The sequence below is a fragment of the Pseudomonas sp. GM33 genome (assembly GCF_000282295.1).
Lineage (GTDB): Bacteria > Pseudomonadota > Gammaproteobacteria > Pseudomonadales > Pseudomonadaceae > Aquipseudomonas > Aquipseudomonas laurylsulfatiphila.
Window position 1 is genome coordinate 49,237 of the sequence record NZ_AKJO01000066.1, and the last position, 12,588, is coordinate 61,824.

At 58.6% G+C, this 12,588-nt stretch carries 14 protein-coding genes; 5 read left to right on the forward strand and 9 right to left on the reverse strand.

From position 1 onward, the window contains the following. Window positions 1–2 precede the first annotated feature (2 nt). From PMI26_RS21395 to PMI26_RS21385, 3 genes are read right to left on the reverse strand one after another with little or no spacing between them, the layout of a single operon-like run. A complete protein-coding gene (locus PMI26_RS21395; protein ID WP_007972474.1) occupies window positions 3–560 on the reverse strand; it encodes a peptidylprolyl isomerase A in 558 nt (185 codons plus the stop codon). Window positions 561–563: 3 nt separating this feature from the next. Further along, a complete protein-coding gene (locus tag PMI26_RS21390; RefSeq protein ID WP_007972476.1) occupies window positions 564–1,367 on the reverse strand; it encodes an alpha/beta fold hydrolase in 804 nt (267 codons plus the stop codon). A 14-nt stretch (window positions 1,368–1,381) separates the two neighbouring features. Further along, window positions 1,382–2,305, reverse strand: a complete 924-nt coding sequence (locus PMI26_RS21385) for a LysR family transcriptional regulator (protein ID WP_007972479.1) — start codon at window positions 2,303–2,305, stop codon at window positions 1,382–1,384. Between the two features lie 49 nt (window positions 2,306–2,354). Here PMI26_RS21385 and PMI26_RS21380 point away from each other — a divergent pair, with 49 nt between their 5' ends. From PMI26_RS21380 to PMI26_RS21370, 3 genes are all read left to right on the forward strand, one after another. Next, window positions 2,355–2,669 carry a hypothetical protein gene (locus tag PMI26_RS21380; protein WP_007972481.1) on the forward strand — a complete coding sequence of 105 codons (315 nt, stop codon included), beginning with the start codon at window positions 2,355–2,357 and terminating at the stop codon, window positions 2,667–2,669. Between the two features lie 229 nt (window positions 2,670–2,898). Next, on the forward strand, window positions 2,899–3,498 hold the full coding sequence (locus tag PMI26_RS21375) for an FMN-dependent NADH-azoreductase (RefSeq protein WP_007972483.1): 600 nt from the start codon (window positions 2,899–2,901) through the stop codon (window positions 3,496–3,498). A gap of 345 nt (window positions 3,499–3,843) precedes the next feature. Beyond that, window positions 3,844–4,728 (forward strand): carboxylate/amino acid/amine transporter, encoded by an 885-nt coding sequence (locus PMI26_RS21370; RefSeq protein WP_007972485.1) that lies wholly within the window; start codon window positions 3,844–3,846, stop codon window positions 4,726–4,728. Window positions 4,729–4,783: 55 nt separating this feature from the next. Here PMI26_RS21370 and PMI26_RS21365 read toward each other — a convergent pair whose 3' ends face one another. Both PMI26_RS21365 and PMI26_RS21360 read right to left on the reverse strand, forming a co-directional pair. Beyond that, complete coding sequence (locus tag PMI26_RS21365; RefSeq protein ID WP_007972487.1) at window positions 4,784–5,809, reverse strand: acyltransferase family protein; 1,026 nt, start codon at window positions 5,807–5,809, stop codon at window positions 4,784–4,786. Between the two features lie 98 nt (window positions 5,810–5,907). Beyond that, window positions 5,908–7,203, reverse strand: a complete 1,296-nt coding sequence (locus tag PMI26_RS21360; RefSeq protein ID WP_033047631.1) for a mechanosensitive ion channel family protein — start codon at window positions 7,201–7,203, stop codon at window positions 5,908–5,910. Between the two features lie 192 nt (window positions 7,204–7,395). On the opposite strand from PMI26_RS21360, the gene PMI26_RS21355 reads away from it, so the two are divergent. Further along, on the forward strand, window positions 7,396–8,736 hold the full coding sequence (locus PMI26_RS21355) for a DEAD/DEAH box helicase (protein WP_007972492.1): 1,341 nt from the start codon (window positions 7,396–7,398) through the stop codon (window positions 8,734–8,736). 63 nt (window positions 8,737–8,799) lie between these two features. On the opposite strand, the gene PMI26_RS21350 is transcribed toward PMI26_RS21355, so the two are convergent. Together PMI26_RS21350 and PMI26_RS21345 are read right to left on the reverse strand one after the other, a co-directional pair. After that, the gene (locus PMI26_RS21350) at window positions 8,800–9,078 is read right to left on the reverse strand and encodes a hypothetical protein (protein ID WP_007972494.1); all 279 of its coding nucleotides are present in this window, start codon (window positions 9,076–9,078) and stop codon (window positions 8,800–8,802) included. 196 nt (window positions 9,079–9,274) lie between these two features. Next, on the reverse strand, window positions 9,275–10,009 hold the full coding sequence (locus PMI26_RS21345; RefSeq protein ID WP_007972495.1) for a DUF899 domain-containing protein: 735 nt from the start codon (window positions 10,007–10,009) through the stop codon (window positions 9,275–9,277). Between the two features lie 194 nt (window positions 10,010–10,203). On the opposite strand from PMI26_RS21345, the gene PMI26_RS21340 reads away from it, so the two are divergent. After that, window positions 10,204–10,596 carry a hypothetical protein gene (locus tag PMI26_RS21340; RefSeq protein ID WP_007972496.1) on the forward strand — a complete coding sequence of 131 codons (393 nt, stop codon included), beginning with the start codon at window positions 10,204–10,206 and terminating at the stop codon, window positions 10,594–10,596. 137 nt (window positions 10,597–10,733) lie between these two features. Here PMI26_RS21340 and PMI26_RS21335 read toward each other — a convergent pair whose 3' ends face one another. Together PMI26_RS21335 and PMI26_RS21330 are read right to left on the reverse strand one after the other, a co-directional pair. Beyond that, window positions 10,734–11,603 carry a DUF6279 family lipoprotein gene (locus PMI26_RS21335; RefSeq protein ID WP_007972497.1) on the reverse strand — a complete coding sequence of 290 codons (870 nt, stop codon included), beginning with the start codon at window positions 11,601–11,603 and terminating at the stop codon, window positions 10,734–10,736. 77 nt (window positions 11,604–11,680) lie between these two features. Next, window positions 11,681–12,403 (reverse strand): TorF family putative porin, encoded by a 723-nt coding sequence (locus PMI26_RS21330; protein WP_007972498.1) that lies wholly within the window; start codon window positions 12,401–12,403, stop codon window positions 11,681–11,683. Window positions 12,404–12,588: the final 185 nt, after the last annotated feature.

The following is a 12,588-nucleotide window of genomic DNA, read 5'->3' on the forward strand; positions in this document are numbered from 1 at the left end:
TCTCAGTCGATGCGCTTGGCCGACTTGATGAACACCGGGTCGGCCGGCACGTCTTTCATGCCGCTACGAACGGTGGTTGGCGAATTGACGATGATGTCGACCACGTCCATGCCTTTGACCACTTTGCCGAACACCGCGTAGCCGTCACCCTGGTCAAGGAAGTCGTTGTCCTTGACGTTGATGAAGAACTGGCTGGTGGCCGAGTCAGGCACCGAGGTACGGGCCATGGACAAGGTGCCACGAACGTTGACCAAACCGTTGTTGTGCTCGTTCTTGATCGGCGCCTTGGTGTCTTTTTGCTGCATGGCCTGGGTGAAACCACCGCCCTGAACCATGAAACCTGGGATCACGCGGTGGAAAATCGTGTTGTTGTAGAAGCCGCTGTCGACGTACTCAAGGAAGTTCTTGGTACTGATCGGCGCCTTGACCGGATCCAGTTCGATTTCGATCTGGCCGTTGGTGGTTTCCAGCAAAACGTGCGGCGCCTTGGCGGGCGTTGCGGCCATCAGGTTGGCGGCAAACAGGACGGTGCCAGCGGCGAGGGCGATTTTTTTCAGCATGGGTCAGTGATCCTGAGTGGTGGTGTCGACTGCGGCCAGAAACTCCAGCAGCGTTTGGTTGAAGTGTTCCGGCTGGTCCAGCGGCGTGGCGTGGCGTGAATCGGCGATCACCACCAGCCGCGCATCGGGCAGCAGTTTTACGTAGTTTTCCTTCAGCGCCACCGGTGTGTAGTCGCGGTCGGCACTGACGATGAGGGTTGGACAGGTGACCTTGGAAAGTCGTTCCTGGACCCCCCAGCCAACAATGGCATTGAAGCTGGCGAGATAAGCATGTTTGTCGTTTTTTGCCCAGCGTTCGGCCATTTTTTGTCGCAAGTCGGCCTGCTCGGGCTTCGGGAACAACTTGCTGCCCAATGCCTTGCCGATGGTGCGCAGGCTGAGTGCGTGCATCAGGCTCCAGCGCTTGAACCACTGCCAGTAATCGTCGCGGCTGCGCAGTTTGACCTCTGGCGCGCTGTTGACGATGCACAGGCTCTTGAGCAGTTTCGGCTGGTCCACACCCAGCTGGAAGCCGATCATGCCGCCCATGGACAAACCGACATAGTGGGTCGGGCCGAGATTGAGGTGCTCGATCAGTGCGATCAGGTCGGCGCTGAAACCGGCAATGCTGTAGCGCTCCCGGGGTTTGTCCGAACGGCCGTGACCGCGTACATCCGGGACGATCACCCGGTAGCGGGTGGCCAGTGTCGGGATCTGCTTTTCCCAGTCCAGGGTGCTGGAACCGAGGCCGTGGACCAGCAGCAGCGGCGTGCCGTGACCATATTCCTCATAGTGCAGGTTGCAACCTTCGTGTTCGAAATAGGCCATGCATACACTCCGTGTCAGGCTTGTTCGGGGGCGGCGAACGGGGCGTCCAGTGGTGCGGTGTCAAAGGTGCGCAGCAGTTCGATGAGAATCTGCGTGGCCGGTCCCAGCGGTTTGTCCTTGTTCGAATACAGGTAAAAGCTCGGGTTGCGGCTACCGCCCTGATCCAACGGTAGCAGCTTGAGCGTACCTTCCTTGAGTTCCCGTTCGATCAGGTGCCGGGGCAACCAGGCAAAACCCAGGCCGCTGCTGACGAAGGTCGCGGCGGTGGCCAGGCTGCCGACGGTCCAGCGTTGTTCGGCCCCGAGCCAGCCGACGTCCCGTGGTTGCTGGCGGCCCGAGTCGCGGATCACCACTTGCATCTGGCTTTCCAGGTCCTGGAAGCTCAGTTCGCGGTTGAGGCGGTGCAGGGGATGCTCGGGGTGGGCGACCGCAACGAACTCGACGTCGCTCAACTCCGCGCCCAGGTAACCGGGAATACTGAAGCCGGTGATGGCCAGGTCGGCCACGCCTTCGAGCAGGACTTCCTCCACGCCCGACAGCACTTCCTCACGCAGGCGCACCCGGCAGCCACGGCTTTGCGGCATGAACGCGGTCAAGGCGCGGACGAGGCGGGCGCTTGGGTAAGCGGCATCGACCACCAGGCGCACCTCGGCCTCCCAGCCCTGTTCCATGTGGTGGGCCAGGTCTTCGAGTTGGCTGGCCTGTTTCACCAGTTGCCGGGAGCGGCGCAACAGCACGCCGCCGGCTTCGGTCAGCACGGCCTTGCGTCCGTCGATGCGCAGCAACGGCACGCCGAGTTGATCCTGCATGCGTGCCACGGTGTAGCTGACCGATGATTGCGAGCGATGCAGCGCCTCGGCGGCCTGGGCGAAACCACCGTGATCGACCACGGCTTGCAGCGTTCGCCATTGATCAAGGGTTACGCGGGGCGCTTTCATGTTGAGCTCCTCTTGTCCTAAGCTGGCAACCCTTACTGGAGGCTGCTGAATGAAAAAAATCTGTTGTGTACTGCTGGCGCTGCTGCCGCTGACGGCGATGGCTTACCCGATCGATGTGAAGAAAGACCTCAACGGCATGAAGATCGATTACCAGACCTACGACACGGATAGCGACATCGGCTCCATCCAGGTGGCCAACTACGGCGACGTCGATGCAAGCTGCAAGGCTGTGTTCATCAATGGCCCGGAAGCCCCGCGTACCCGCAAGATCGACGTCCCGGCCGGCAAGCACAAAAATGCCACCGCCAAATTCAGCCGCAACATCATCAAGCTGCGCATCGAGCTGAGCTGCACCCCGAAATGACCTCGATCTTCTGTGGGAGCGGGCTTGCTCGCGAAAGCGTTTTGTCATTCGAAATATTATTTGCCTGACTCGGCGCCTTCGCGAGCAAGCCCGCTCCCACAGGGTATGTTGAGCTTATAAACGAATTTATTGATGGGTTATAGCAGTTATTTGCGCTTTTTCATCGATTCGACTCTGTTTAACCTTCACTCCATCGACCTACAGCATTCTCAGATGGAGGCTACATCCCATGTCCCGCGTTCTGATCATCGAAAGCAGTGCCCGTCAGCAAGACTCGGTTTCCCGTCAACTGACCCAGACCTTCATCAGCCAGTGGAAAGCCGCTCACCCGAATGACCAGATCACTGTCCGGGACCTGGCGGTCAATCCGGTGCCGCATCTGGATATCAACCTGCTGGGTGGCTGGATGAAACCCGCCGAGCAGCGCAGCGACATCGAACAGGTGTCCCTGGAACGCTCCAACCAGTTGACCGATGAATTGCTCGCCGCCGATGTACTGGTCATGGCCGCACCCATGTACAACTTTGCGATCCCCAGCACCCTGAAAGCCTGGCTCGACCACGTGCTGCGTGCCGGTGTGACCTTCAAATACACCGAAACCGGCCCGCAAGGCCTACTCACAGGCAAGCGCGCCTATGTGTTGACGGCTCGTGGCGGCATCTATGCCGGCAGCACCGCCGATCACCAGGAACCGTACCTGCGTCAGGTCATGGGCTTCATCGGCATCCACGACGTGACGTTCATCCACGCCGAAGGCATGAACCTGGGCGGTGACTTCCAGGAGAAAGGCCTGAACCAGGCGAACGCCAGGCTTGCTCAAGTGGCCTGATCGGTTAATCGCCAGATAATCGCTGGATGGTCTAGTGACCTGGCGCACCCCTTCAAGCCTGTACGCGCATCGAACCTCCCTTCGCACTTGTTGCTCCTGAGTGCTCTGGCCCGATTGAACGCTTTAGCGAGATCGGGCTTTTTTTTGCCCGGGATTTAACAAGCACCTAAAAAACCTGTGGGAGCGAGCTTGCTCGCGATGACTGAGTGTCAGTCGACAATGATGTTGACTGATCCACCGCTATCGCGAGCAAGCTCGCTCCCACAATGGATTTTTGTATGGTTTGGGTGTTCGCGATCAGTAGCAAAACCCGCTATCGTCGCCGCCATTCAAAACGAGGCGAGCATGGGCTATCTACTTTTTGTCACGCTGATCCAGGCGTTTTCCTTCAGTTTGATCGGCGAATACCTGGCCGGTCATGTCGACAGTTACTTCGCGGTGCTGGTGCGTGTGCTCCTGGCAGGGCTGGTGTTCATCCCGCTGACCCGCTGGCGCTCGGTGGAGCCGGCGTTCATGCGCGGCATGCTGCTGATCGGCGCCTTGCAGTTCGGCGTGACCTACGTCTGTCTGTACCTGAGCTTTCGCGTACTGACGGTGCCGGAAGTGCTGCTGTTCACCATCCTCACGCCGCTGCACGTGACCCTGATCGAAGATGCACTCAATCGTCGCTTCAATCCCTGGGCCCTGGTCGCGGCACTGGTGGCGGTAGCGGGGGCGGCGGTGATTCGCTTTGACCGGATCAACCCGGATTTCTTCATGGGTTTCCTGCTGCTGCAACTGGCCAACTTCACCTACGCCGCCGGGCAGGTGCTCTACAAACACCTGGTCGCCCGCCACCCGAGCGATCTGCCGCATTACCGACGCTTCGGCTACTTCTACCTCGGCGCACTGGCGGTGGCGTTGCCGGCGTTCCTGCTGTTTGGCAAACAGAACTTCCTGCCCGAAGCACCGTTGCAATGGGGCGTGCTGCTGTTCCTCGGCCTGGTCTCCACTGCGCTGGGGTTGTATTGGTGGAACAAGGGCGCGTGCATGGTGAATGGCGGGACCCTGGCAGTGATGAACAACCTGCATGTGCCCGTGGGTTTGCTGATCAATCTGCTGATCTGGAACCAGCATGAAGAACTGGGGCGATTGTTGCTCGGCGGTTCGGTGATTTTGCTGGCGGTGTGGATCAGTCGGTTGGGCGTGCGACCTGCTATGTTACTGCGCAAGGATACCGAGATGCACTGACCGCTTCCGGAGGGTCAACACCTGAAGGTCAATCAGCGCTTCAGGTGTTGTCATTTTATTGGGGGGGGCTTGTTGGAACAGCGCATGCGCGTTTCTCGCGTATCTTGACCCGTCTGGATATCGGTTTTTCAATGAGGTTGAAACTCAATGCAGATATTGCAGCAATCAGCCCAAGAATCATTGCCAGCGTGGTGAGGTGGCTGAGGTTTAGAGCTTGTTGGATTTTTATCATGTAGGACATTACCAGTACATGACACAGGTAGGTCGAGTATGACCAATCGCCCAGTTTATTGATTAGTTCGATTCTAGAGAAAAAGCGTTCTTGAGATAGCGCAGCAAGTAAAATGGCAGCGCAAGGTAGTCCCGATTTCCATGGTGAGTGAACCGTCTGACCATAGTGGATAATAACTCCGAGGGCGGCTATAGCCATTATCAGTGCTGGAGCCAAGGGGATACGTTGTACAAGTTTTATTTGGTACGCGTACGCAATGATTATTCCGAATGTAAATTCAAACACAATGGGGTTGTGGTAGAAAACAAAGCCGCCGCCAAGGCTCGGCAACGCCTTGTATAGCAGGAAAATGCCAAGAATGATCGTGGGTACTCTGAACTTCTCAGGGGAAAACAGGCTGGCCAGAAAGACGGCGTAAAACACCATCTCATAGTTGAGTGTCCAGCCAACCGTCATCAGTGGATAAAAACCGATTCCGGATGGGTTCTGTGCGGGGATAAAAAACAGGCTTTTCAGCAGGAATACAGGCTCATAGAGTGTCAGAGGTATCGAGCCGGGTAAAAAAATCAATGTCACTGCAGTGATACAGGTAAACATCCAATATGCGGGGGCAATTCTTGCTAATCGATGGCGGATGAATGTTGCAGGGGAGATTTTTTTGCCGGTGGCGGAAAGGTAAATCACAAAGCCACTGATGACAAAAAACAAATCGACGCCGATGGCTCCATACCGTTGCATCGAAACGGACACTGTATCGGTTAGTTGAAAGTTATGGACTAACTGCATGTAATGGTGGAAGACCACTATCCATGCAGCGAGCGCGCGTAATGTTTGAATGGAATTGAGCATTGTTCGATGCATCTACCAAAGGGATCAACTATACCGATTTAGCCTTGGTGTCGCCTACGTTTGCTGATGGGCAGGTTGCGCGTGGCGGGTGCAGCATTTCATAGGGTCTTTTTCAGTTCGGGTAGATGGCTCGCGCCCAGCACTGCCGGCAATATCCCTGCACGCAAATCCGTCCCGCTCGGCTGCTGATACAGGCTCAGCCCGAACTCCGGCAGCACTGCCAGCAGGTAGTCGAAAATATCCCCCTGGATCCGCTCGTAGTCGGCCCACGCCGTGGTGCGGGTAAAGCAGTAGATTTCCAGTGGAATGCCCTGGGCGGTGGTCTGCATCTGGCGGACCATGCAGGTCATGTTCGGCTGGATCCCCGGATGACTCTTCAGGTAGGCCAGCGCATAGGCGCGCAAAGTGCCGATGTTGGTCATCCGCCGGCGGTTGGCCGACATGGCCGCGACGTTGCCCTGGGCCTCGTTCCAGGCCTTGAGTTCGGCCTGCTTGCGGCTCATGTAGTCGGTGAGCAAGTGCACCTGGGACAGCTTCTGCTCCTCGTCGTCGCGCAGGAAGCGCACGCCGCTGGCGTCGATGAACAGGCTGCGCTTGATCCGGCGGCCACCGGAAGCCTGCATGCCGCGCCAGTTCTTGAACGACTCGGACATCAGGCGCCAGGTCGGAATCGAGACGATGGTCTTGTCGAAGTTCTGCACCTTGACCGTGTGCAAGGTGATGTCCACCACATCGCCGTCGGCGCCCACCTGGGGCATTTCGATCCAGTCGCCGACCCGCAGCATGTCGTTGCTGGTCAATTGCACGCTGGCGACGAACGACAGCAGCGTGTCCTTGTAGACCAACAGAATCACCGCCGACATGGCACCCAGGCCCGAGAGCAGCAACAACGGCGAGCGGTCGATCAAGGTCGCGACGATGATGATCGCGCCCAGCACGTACAACACCAGTTTCGCCAGTTGCACATAGCCCTTGATCGAGCGGGTGCGGGCGTGTTCGGTGCGGGCGTAGATGTCCAGCAGGGCATTGAGCAGGGCGCTGACCGCCAGCAGCAGAAACAGGAAGGTGAAGGACAGGGCGACGTTGCCGAGGAAATTCAGACTGGTCTTGCTCAGGTTCGGCACCAGATTGAGACCGAACTGGATCACCAGCGAAGGCGCGATCTGCGCCAGGCGATGGAACACCTTGTTCTGCAGAAAATCATTGACCCAGTGCAAGGCCGGCTGGCGACCGAGCATTTTTGCCGCGTGCAGGATGAGGTAGCGCGCCACCCGTCCGAGGAACAGCGCAAGGGCCAGCAACAGCAGCAGCGCCAGGCTGGAATGTACGAGCGGGTGCTGGTCGAGGGCACCCCAAAGGTCCAGGACGTTGATCCAGAGCTGTTTGATATCCATGGTTAAAAACGATTCTTCTGTAGGGCGCGAGAGGCGATTAGAGCATTTAAGACGCTTTGTATTGCGTTTTGAGAAAAACAAGGCAACAAAAAACCAACTGTTTACCGCCATTTGCATAAAGAAACTCGGCCTGAGCGCTCGAAACCGTTACCCTATGCAGCTGTTTTTTTGCATTTCTTCGAGGTAGCACCCGTGTTTTCCCAATTCGCCCTGCACGAACGCCTGCTCAAAGCCGTGGCCGAGCTGAAATTTGTCGAGCCAACGCCTGTGCAAGCCGCGGCCATTCCGCTCGCGCTCCAGGGGCGTGACCTGCGGGTGACGGCGCAAACCGGTAGCGGCAAAACCGCTGCATTCGTTTTGCCGATCCTCAACCGTCTGATCGGCCCGGCGAAAATCCGCGTCAGCATCAAGACCCTGATTCTGCTGCCGACCCGCGAACTGGCCCAGCAGACGCTGAAGGAAGTTGAACGCTTCTCGCAGTTCACCTTCATCAAGTCCGGCCTGATCACCGGCGGCGAAGACTTCAAGGTCCAGGCCGCGATGCTGCGCAAGGTGCCGGACATCCTGATCGGTACGCCGGGCCGCATGATCGAGCAACTGAACGCCGGCAACCTCGACTTGAAAGAAGTTGAAGTACTGGTGCTCGACGAAGCCGACCGCATGCTCGACATGGGCTTTGCCGAAGACGTGCAGCGTCTGGTGGACGAATGCACCAACCGTCAGCAGACCATGTTGTTCTCCGCCACCACCGGTGGTTCGGGTCTGCGCGAGATGATCGCCAAGGTCCTGAACAACCCGGAGCACCTGCAGCTCAATGCGGTCAGCCAGCTGAACGACACCACCCGCCAGCAGATCATCACCGCTGACCACAACCAGCACAAAGAACAGATCGTCAACTGGCTGTTGGCCAACGAGACGTACCAGAAGGCTATCGTCTTCACCAACACCCGGGCCATGGCCGACCGTATCTACGGCCGCCTGGTGGCGCAGGAATACAAAGCGTTCGTGCTGCACGGCGAGAAAGACCAGAAGGATCGCAAACTGGCGATCGACCGCCTGAAGCAGGGCGGTGTGAAAATCCTCGTGGCCACCGACGTCGCCGCTCGCGGCCTGGACGTTGACGGCCTGGACCTGGTGATCAACTTCGACATGCCGCGCAGTGGCGACGAATACGTGCACCGTATCGGTCGTACCGGCCGCGCCGGTAACGATGGCCTGGCCATCTCGCTGATCTGCCACGGCGACTGGAACCTGATGTCGAGCATCGAGCGCTACCTCAAGCAGAGCTTCGAGCGCCGCACCATCAAGGAAGTCAAAGGCACCTACGGCGGACCGAAGAAGGTCAAGGCCTCGGGCAAGGCTGTCGGCGTGAAGAAGAAAAAGACCGACGCCAAGGGCGACAAGAAGAAAACTGCCGCCAAGACCCCGACCAAGCGCAAGAGCGCCAACCGGCCGAAGAGCGATTCCCTGGTCAGCAAGGACGGCATGGCGCCGCTCAAGCGCCGCAAGCCGGAAGCGCCAGCGGCTGAGTAAACCGCTGTTAGCGACTCAGGAAAAACCCGGACAGTGTCCGGGTTTTTTTATACCTGGCGTCTATCAGCTTTCGGCTTTCTTCTCGGCAGAGCCTAGCTCCTTCAAGCGCTGGTCGATCAACTGGCACTTGTCCGGCAAGTCTTTGGAGGCAGTGCCCAGATCCATTTTCTGCAACTCATCGTTGATCTCTTTGGCCTTGGTCGGGTTTTGCTCAGTGAGCTTGGCCACTTCCTGGGCCAGTTGTTCGCGTTTGGCGGTGGCTTCCTCGGAAGTGCAGGCCCAGGCGGGCAGGGCACAAGCGAGGGCAGCGGCGAGTGTGAGCTTCTTCAGCAGTGGTTTCATGGGGGCGGGCCTCAGTTTCGGTCAAGGCGGGTTATCCGGTTGAGCGCTGGCCCTTTGGGAAAGTTCAGTCTGTGATATTTGCGTGGGTTGCCAGGGCCCCTTCGCGAGCAAGCCCGCTCCCACAGGTTTTGTGAACAACACGGAAAACTGTGGGAGCGGGCTTGCCCGCGAAGGCCGCACCTCGGTGTCCGGGGGGCTAACTACCATGGCAGCAACTCGATCTCGCCTGCTCCTCATATTTGTCATGGTGGCGCACCCACTCCATGATTTCGTCCTCGTTGCGGCCCTTGGGCGTCAGGTCGAGGTAGTTGTAGGCGCCAACCAGCATGTCCAGCCCCCGGGCATAGGTGGAGTAGGTGTGGAAGATTTCGCCGGCTTCATTGCGATAAAACACGCTGAGACCGGGGAGTTCTTCCTCGGCGCCGTCGGTTTTTTCGTAGTTGTACGTCGCCTTTCCTGCGGCGACCTCTTCGGCCCGGGCACAGACGCCAAAGTCGTAGTTGAAGTCGCATCCTGCCGACGACACCCAGTCGAATTTCCAGCCCATGCGCCGCTTGAACGCCTGGAATTCGGCGAACGGTGCGTGGGAAACCGCCACTACGGCAATGTCGTGGTGGGCCAGGTGCTGGTTGGCGCCGTCGATGTGATCGCTGAGGTACGAGCAACCGGGGCAGCCCTCGTCCCAGCCCTCGGCGAACATGAAGTGGTAGATGACCAATTGACTGCGGCCGCCGAACAGGTCCGCCAGTTTCAGTTCGCCATTGGGCCCCTGGAAATGGTAGTCCTTGTCGATTTTCACCCAGGGCAGGGCGCGGCGTTCGGCGCTGAGTTTGTCCCGTTCCCGGGTGAAGGCTTTCTCGTGGATCAGGTGTTGTTTGCGGGCAGCGAGCCATTCTTCCCGCGACACGACGGGGTGATTCTGGATGTTCATGTTGTTTTCTCCTGCGTGGGGCGGGGAGGTGACGTACACAGCCTAGTCGTTTGGCTTGGGTGGAATTCGACATACCGCCGGTCGGTCGTCAGCGAAAGGCCGTCTGAACGGCTGCCGGGCGTACCGGTCACAACCTGTAAGGCCCGTTCAATTGCACGGGCATCCATCGAACGGACACCGGAGGTGGAATCAGGATGACGACTTACAATTGGGACTTGATCGAGCGCTTGCTGCATGAGGTGCAAAACAGCGCGGGCCACAACTTCACGCCGCGGCCTTACGCCGAACAGCATGCGGCGCAGAAGGCTGCGGAAGGCGAGTCGATTGAAAATCTTGATCACTTGAAAACGGTGGCTGGCGAGTACGAAAAGCTGCTGCTGATGCGTGGCTATATCGAGCCGCGACCGGAGGACGAAGGGGGGACGGGTGCCAATTACATTTTGACGGCGCGGGGATCACGTTTGTTGAGCCTGATCGACAGCAGTATTCCCGGTAATGATCACCCGCGGCAGGTGCTCGATGAGCAGGAAGACGCGCTGGATGAGAGGACGTTTGATCAGGTGGCGTCGAAGGCGCAGATTGCCTGAGATGCGGTTGTACCTTTGTGGGAGCGGCGGTGCGACGATTCGACTTGCTCGCGAAAGCGGTCTGTCAGTCACATCCATGTTGGATGTGACGACGTCTTCGCGAGCAAGCCCGCTCCCACAGGGTGGTTGTGTTGCGCTTAACCTTGTTTTGCTGCTCTCAGGCACTTCAGATCACTGAAGTCTTTTCTGACACCCTCGATTTTCTTCAGTAATCGTTCGCGCTGGCTCGGTGTGCTTGCAGCCATGAGATCCACGAACAGCGAACGTGCCTGGGCCTCGGTGTTGGCAAAGGCCTGACGATAGGCGGGTGTCCACAAGCTCTCGCGATTGATCAGAAGTGTCTCGATTCGTTGTGGGAATTGTGGACTGTGGCGTTGCGCAACGGCCGCACTGAACTGTTTCTGCCAATGGACACGATTGGCCAGCCACTGCGTATTCTGATCGCCCAAGGCGCTGGACCATGTGATGACCCGCTGTTGCTGGGTGTTGTTCAGTGGGCCGAGCCAGTCGTTCAGGCGCTTCTCCATACGCGCGCTGCGCTCTTTGATCTGCTGGTCGAGCGTGGGCTTGAGGTATTCCTCCTGGCGCTTGCGCCGGTCCTTGGCGAAGGCTTCATTCATCTCGGCGACTTGCTTGTCATCCAGCCCTTGCAGCAACTCGATGGCCGACGGGGTGATTTCCCGCGCGGTCTCGGTGATCGCCTGTTCGGCTTCGTGGGCGCGGGCCTGCAGGGCGGCATCGGTGACCTGGTTGGTCGCGATCATGGTTTGCAGGCGGTCCAGCCAGTCGAGGTAGCCGGGCAGTTGGGTGGTGCAGTGCCAGCTCAGGTGTTCCTTCAGGCGTTCGTCCAGCCAGCTTTTCTGCTCGCCGTTCATGTCCAGGTAGTCGCTGAGCGTCCACGGGATGATCACATCGAGATTGCGGTAGGCCAGGCCCACGCGGCTGCAGGCGCCGAGGGCGAGGGCAACGGTCAACACAACGGCGATATGTTTGAACCAGCGGGACATGGGCGGATCCTTGCGAAAGCCAGTCTTCGGGGTCTGATTCACTTGTGAACCCAGGAGGGGGCCGTCAGTTCAGCCGATCAATAGAACGCGCGTTCGGCCTTGAGCGTCACCAGCCCGTCGCATTGGCTGTTGTGTCCGGCATAGGCCGAGCAACCGCTGCCGCTCAGGCTGGAGTCACTGTAGATCAGGTCGAGGTCGATGCCCATGAACGGGCGGGACAATTTCAGCGACCAATCGGTAAAGCTGCCTACATACCCGCCATCCACCGCCACTGGCGTATTGAATTGGTGGGTGGTGTATTTCAGGCTGATGCCGACACCGAATGGTTGATTGCCGCTCAAGTCAGCGAACAGGGTGTTGTTCTGTTTGTCCGGGTCGTTGCTGAAGGCGATGCCGAAACGGCTGCCGAGCAAGGTCAGGCCGCCGAACAGTTCCTGGCTGTCAGGGGTGGTGACTTCGGGGTAGCTGTAGCGGATCAGGCCCACTTCGTAGCCGAGGGTTTGGTCGAAGGGTTGTTTAAAGCCCGCGTAGGAGTCGATCTCGAGGTCTTTCCCCGGGCTGATGCCCATGCTCGGTGACCATTGGCCCACGTAGAAACCGCTGCCGTGGCTCAGGTCCAGGCCTCCGTGGAACGAGCCGACGGCAGAAGGTTTGACCAGGCCCTGGGCCATGCTGCGGGTGGGGGTGGTGCCGAGCTTGAGATCGAAGGCACCCAGCTCACGCTGAAAGATTTGTGCGTGTGCTGCGGAGCAAACCAACAGACCGCCGAGCAATGCCGATAAACAGAAAGGTTTGAACATGCGTCACTCCATGAACAGCGAGGGCAGGCTGGCGAGCCCGCTGAAACGCTTGATCCAGACGCGTGCAAGGATACCGGCGAATGATCGGCAGCGAAGGCCGTTCGTCGATTTCGATGGATTTTAAGGGGGCGGAGGGAGTGACGAGGGTTCCAGTCCAAGCGCTTCGAAGCTCAAAGCGCTTTGGG

Bases quoted from the DNA above. Each gene is read 5' to 3' on its own strand.
- PMI26_RS21350 (WP_007972494.1), bottom strand. From the start codon at position 9,078: ATGAAACCACTGCTGAAGAAGCTCACACTCGCCGCTGCCCTCGCTTGT.
- PMI26_RS21380 (WP_007972481.1), top strand. From the start codon at position 2,355: ATGAAAAAAATCTGTTGTGTACTGCTGGCGCTGCTGCCGCTGACGGCG.
- PMI26_RS21335 (WP_007972497.1), bottom strand. From the start codon at position 11,603: ATGTCCCGCTGGTTCAAACATATCGCCGTTGTGTTGACCGTTGCCCTC.
- PMI26_RS21395 (WP_007972474.1), bottom strand. From the start codon at position 560: ATGCTGAAAAAAATCGCCCTCGCCGCTGGCACCGTCCTGTTTGCCGCC.
- PMI26_RS21345 (WP_007972495.1), bottom strand. From the start codon at position 10,009: ATGAACATCCAGAATCACCCCGTCGTGTCGCGGGAAGAATGGCTCGCT.
- PMI26_RS21375 (WP_007972483.1), top strand. From the start codon at position 2,899: ATGTCCCGCGTTCTGATCATCGAAAGCAGTGCCCGTCAGCAAGACTCG.
- PMI26_RS21340 (WP_007972496.1), top strand. From the start codon at position 10,204: ATGACGACTTACAATTGGGACTTGATCGAGCGCTTGCTGCATGAGGTG.
- PMI26_RS21370 (WP_007972485.1), top strand. From the start codon at position 3,844: ATGGGCTATCTACTTTTTGTCACGCTGATCCAGGCGTTTTCCTTCAGT.
- PMI26_RS21385 (WP_007972479.1), bottom strand. From the start codon at position 2,305: ATGAAAGCGCCCCGCGTAACCCTTGATCAATGGCGAACGCTGCAAGCC.
- PMI26_RS21365 (WP_007972487.1), bottom strand. From the start codon at position 5,809: ATGCTCAATTCCATTCAAACATTACGCGCGCTCGCTGCATGGATAGTG.
- PMI26_RS21360 (WP_033047631.1), bottom strand. From the start codon at position 7,203: ATGGATATCAAACAGCTCTGGATCAACGTCCTGGACCTTTGGGGTGCC.
- PMI26_RS21390 (WP_007972476.1), bottom strand. From the start codon at position 1,367: ATGGCCTATTTCGAACACGAAGGTTGCAACCTGCACTATGAGGAATAT.
- PMI26_RS21330 (WP_007972498.1), bottom strand. From the start codon at position 12,403: ATGTTCAAACCTTTCTGTTTATCGGCATTGCTCGGCGGTCTGTTGGTT.